General features: G+C 71.1%; 3 protein-coding genes. 1 reads left to right on the forward strand and 2 read right to left on the reverse strand.

Features of this window, described 5'->3' with window-relative positions; all coding sequences use genetic code 11:
• Positions 1-619: HD domain-containing protein (locus tag H7U32_RS09175; RefSeq protein WP_204469770.1), on the forward strand; the 619-nt coding region annotated here is incomplete at its 5' end.
• Positions 620-673: 54 nt separating this feature from the next.
• On the opposite strand, the gene H7U32_RS09180 is transcribed toward H7U32_RS09175, so the two are convergent.
• Both H7U32_RS09180 and H7U32_RS09185 read right to left on the reverse strand, forming a co-directional pair.
• Positions 674-2068, reverse strand: coding sequence for an ATP-binding cassette domain-containing protein (locus H7U32_RS09180; protein ID WP_204469771.1), 1395 nt, complete (start codon positions 2066-2068; stop codon positions 674-676).
• Positions 2065-3474: an FtsX-like permease family protein gene (locus tag H7U32_RS09185; RefSeq protein WP_204469772.1), complete on the reverse strand. Its 1410-nt coding sequence runs from the start codon at positions 3472-3474 to the stop codon at positions 2065-2067. The genes H7U32_RS09180 and H7U32_RS09185 overlap by 4 nt, the downstream gene beginning before the upstream one ends.
• Positions 3475-3926: the final 452 nt, after the last annotated feature.

Below are 3926 nucleotides of genomic sequence, written 5' to 3' on the forward strand. Positions count from 1 at the left end.
GGCCCCCGCCCCCGGGCCTTCCTCACCAACCCAGCCCGCCGACCAATGGGCAGCCACCGTCTACGGCGCGGATACCGTGCCGCTGCGCGCCAGCGTGCCCCCCACCGACGGCGTGGTCGGCGGCACCGTGCCCCCGCGCCTCATCGACGAGCATCTCGTGGTCATCGGTGGCATGCTCCACGACATCGGCACCTACCTCGTGCTCAAGCACGACGGTTCCGACGGCGAACCGCTCAAATTCGACGGTCCCAACTACATCAAGCACGGCATCCGCGGCTATCAATGGCTGCTCGACCAGGGCGTGGACGAGTCCATCGCCCAGTTCGCGCGCAACCACACCGGCGTGGGCCTCACCCGCGAGGCCGTGGAACGCCAGGGCCTACCCCTGCCGCCCGGCGACTACGTGCCGGTCACGCTGGAGCAGGAGACCGTGATGATGGCCGACAAATTCAACAGCAAATCCATCCCCCCGAAGTTCCTCACCGTGGACGCCTACACCCGCAAGGCCGCCCGCTTCGGCGAGGACAACAAGCGCGAATGGATCGAGCTGGTCCAGCGCTACGGCGTGCCCGACGTGCGCGCCCTCGCCGAGCGCTTCCGCATGCGTCTCCAGGAGTGAGCCCGCCGGGCCTGCGACTGGCTGCGGCGGCGCTCGCCGCAGCCAGACGGCTCGCTACATGCGGAAGGTGTGGTCGGCGGCGTCGGCGAGCTCCGCGTCCTCGGTGACGATGATGACGCACCGCTTCGGGTTGCCCGTGCGCGCCAGCGTGGTGAGCAGCACCAGGATTTCCTCGCGGCCGGCGTCGTCGAGCCCGGCCAGCGGCTCGTCCGCGATGATGACCTCTGCCTCGCAGGAGATGGCGCGCGCGATGGCCACGCGGCACCGGTCCAGCGGCGTCAGGTCGCGCACCTTGGTGCCCGCGGTGGCGCCCTCGACGCCGGTGCGCGCGAGCAGCTCGCGCGCGATGACCGGCTTGGGCTTGAGGAAGGTGCGGTTCGAGGCGTCCATCGCCATGAGCACGTTCGTTTCCGCGTCCAGGTCGCCGCGCAACGCATGCCGCCGCGGGATGAGCCCGATGCGGTGGCCGCGCAGCTCCACCGGCTCAAGTTCCGCGATGTTCGCGCTCCGGTTCATCACCGCGCCCGAGTCCGGGTGCGTGAAGCCTGCTAGCGTGGAGGCGACGGCCTCATGCCGTTCCTCGTCGCCCTCTTCGACGAGCACCGCGTAGGTGTGGCCCGCGTAGCAGGCCATGTCCATGCCGTCGATGACGTTGCGGCCGGAGCGGCGCGTGGTCACCGTCACCTTGCTGAACGCGTAGGTGGGGTAGACCTTGATCGGGATGTCGTCCTCGTGCAGGGCCTTGAGGCGGTGGTCGATGCGCGAGGCCAGCGTCGTGGCCGCGCCGGTCGCCGTTGTGGCCGCGCCGGTTTCGCTGGTCTCACCGGGCTCGCCGGCCTCCGGCTGGGTGGCCCCGGCCAACGGATCGGTGTGCTGTGAGGTCGCCAATCCCAGGGTCTCATTGACGCGGCGCGCGTTCTCCGCCGTCGCCTCGGCGGAGCGGTCGGCGGGCGCCGCGGCTCCGCCGTCGCCAGGCAGGGGAGCGGCAGCGACGGCATCGGCCGCCAGGTCTCCCAGATCAACGACGGAGGCGGCCGACGGCGCCGCGGTGGCGCCGGCCGCCTCCGCGGCGGTGCCGGTGGCGTCCGCGTCGGCGGCGTCGGCTGCGGCCGTGGCGGCGTCGCCGGGTGCTTCGGCCAGGTCATCGTCCTCCTCGTCGTCGAACACGATGCTGAAGTGCACGCTGTCTGCCGGCGTCGGGGCCGCCTCGTCGGCGGACTGGTCGGACTGGTCGGGCTCCGTGGGCTCGGCCGCAGGCTGGTCGGCTTTGTCAGAATCGGCGGCTGGGGCCGACTGGTCGGGCTGCCCGGTGGCGGGCTCCGTGGGTTCGGCCGCAGGCTGATTGGACTCAGCGGGCTCGGCGGCAGCCGGCTGCTGGGCGGTGCTGGCGTTCTCGGCGGTGAAATCGGTCATCGTGGCGTCCTCGTCGTGGGTGGTGTGGTCGGTCATGCGTTCATCTGCGCTTCCTTCGCGTCGTCGGCGTCCTGCGCCGGCTCGGAACCGGCGGACGGCGCCTCCTCGTCATGCTTCTCGGCGGCCTCTCCCGGCTCACCGGCGAACAGGCCGGCGGTGCGGAACGTGGCCACGCGCAGCATCGCGGCGAGGGCGAGCACCAGCGCGGCGCCCAGGCCCCACCAGACGACCGGCCACATGAGGTCCTTCGTGACCGGCGTGCCGTGGCCGGCGGCCAGGGCGGCGCCGATCGGCTTGGCGGACAGTCCGCCCGCCAGCGCGCCGATTGCGAAGGCCGGTAGCGTGAGCATGAACGACTCCAGCATGAACTGCCAGCCCAAGCGGCCCTTCGTGGCGCCCACGGTCAGGCCGAAGCCGATTTCCTCGCGGCGGCCGCGCCACGCGCCGAGCAGCGTCAGCGCCAGCAGCAGCGCGCCGCCCACACCGAGCAGCACCCAGCGGGCGGGCGCCATCCAGGCGGCGACGCCGGCCAGCGGCTCGATGGACCGCTCGTACGCGGCGAGCGTGGGGGAGGAGATTTCGTGCGTCTTGGGCAGACCGGCCTTCTTCACGACCTTCGCGAATTGCTGATAGGTGGACGGGTCGGCGAGCTGGAACTCGATGTTGAGGTCGGGCTTGGCCCAGCCGTCCGCCGCCTCCTGGCCCGTCTGCGGGTCCAGGCCGGCCACCGCGAACGCCGGGTACGCCACGTAGATCGCGTTGAGGCGGTTGTCCTTCGCGAGCTTGGCGTCCGTACCCTGCGCCGGGTCGTTGTAGCGGTACAGGCCGCGCACGGTGAGGGTGACGGTTTTCTTGGCGTCGTTGGGGTGGGCCACGGTGAAGGTGTCGCCCACCTTGAGGTTGTTCTTCTTGGCTAGGTCCTCGGAGAGCAGGGCGCCCTTGACACCCTGCGCGTAGGAGAGGTGCTTGCCTTTGACCACCGTGTAACGGCCCCAGTCGTTGGCCTGGGCGGCTTGGAGCGTGTAGAAGGCGCGCAGCTGGAGCTCGCCGCCGGTGTCACTGGCCGAGGCGTCGGCGGTGCCGGGGATGGCCTTGAACTTGGAGGTCTGGCGCACCGGCACGTCCTCGGTGAAGGTGTAGCCGAACTGGATGCCCTTCTGTTGGGCGGCGTTGGCGTATTCGGAGTACTGGCTCCAGTCGAGGTAGTTCTTGGTGTAGGCGGCGTCGGTGCCGTCGTAGGTGGCGGCGGTGGCGGCGGTGGGGCGCACCGTCGCGGTGGCGGATTGCGTCCGGTAGGCGGAGCCATGCGCGGTGGCGTTCTCCTGGACCACCGCGAACGAGACCACGGTGCCGAAGGTCGTCGCCAGGGCGATCACGGCGGTCAGTGCCGCACGCCAGGGGTGGCGCCGTGTGGCGAGCCATGCATTCTTGAGCACGAACATGCGCTGCTTCTCCAGTCTTCAGTCTTCTTGAGCCGGCATGGGCTGTGGTCGCGCCGGCGGTGCCGGGCGGGCGTGCTTTGGCCGCGGCGTGTGCCGCGGTGGGGCTTGGCGCGGCGGCGCTCGTGGTTGTGGCCGTGGCGCCGTGACTGCGTGGCCGTGCCTTGGCGGGCGCGGCGTGCCTTAGTGGCGCCGGGCCGTGCCGGGTGGCGCCGGTGGCACTGGGTGGCGCCGGGCGACGCCAGGCGGTGCCAGACCGTACCGGGTGGTCTGCGCGGATGCGTGGGCCAGACGGGGTCGAGCGACGCCGGGCTGCCTTTGCAGGCGTGCCTTGGCGGTGCCGGGCTGCGACAGTCACGACGATATGCCGGCTTTCGTGGGCGTTGTCTTGTCTGACACTGTTATACCGCTTACCGAAACCTGAGAGTCGGCTGAAAGGCGGGGGTGGGCGGGTG

This window comes from Bifidobacterium pullorum subsp. saeculare (genome assembly GCF_016899725.1).
GTDB lineage: Bacteria > Actinomycetota > Actinomycetes > Actinomycetales > Bifidobacteriaceae > Bifidobacterium > Bifidobacterium pullorum_C.

Coding starts and splice junctions, on each gene's coding strand:
- H7U32_RS09180 (WP_204469771.1), bottom strand. CDS start 2,068: ATGACCGACCACACCACCCACGACGAGGACGCCACGATGACCGATTTC.
- H7U32_RS09185 (WP_204469772.1), bottom strand. CDS start 3,474: ATGTTCGTGCTCAAGAATGCATGGCTCGCCACACGGCGCCACCCCTGG.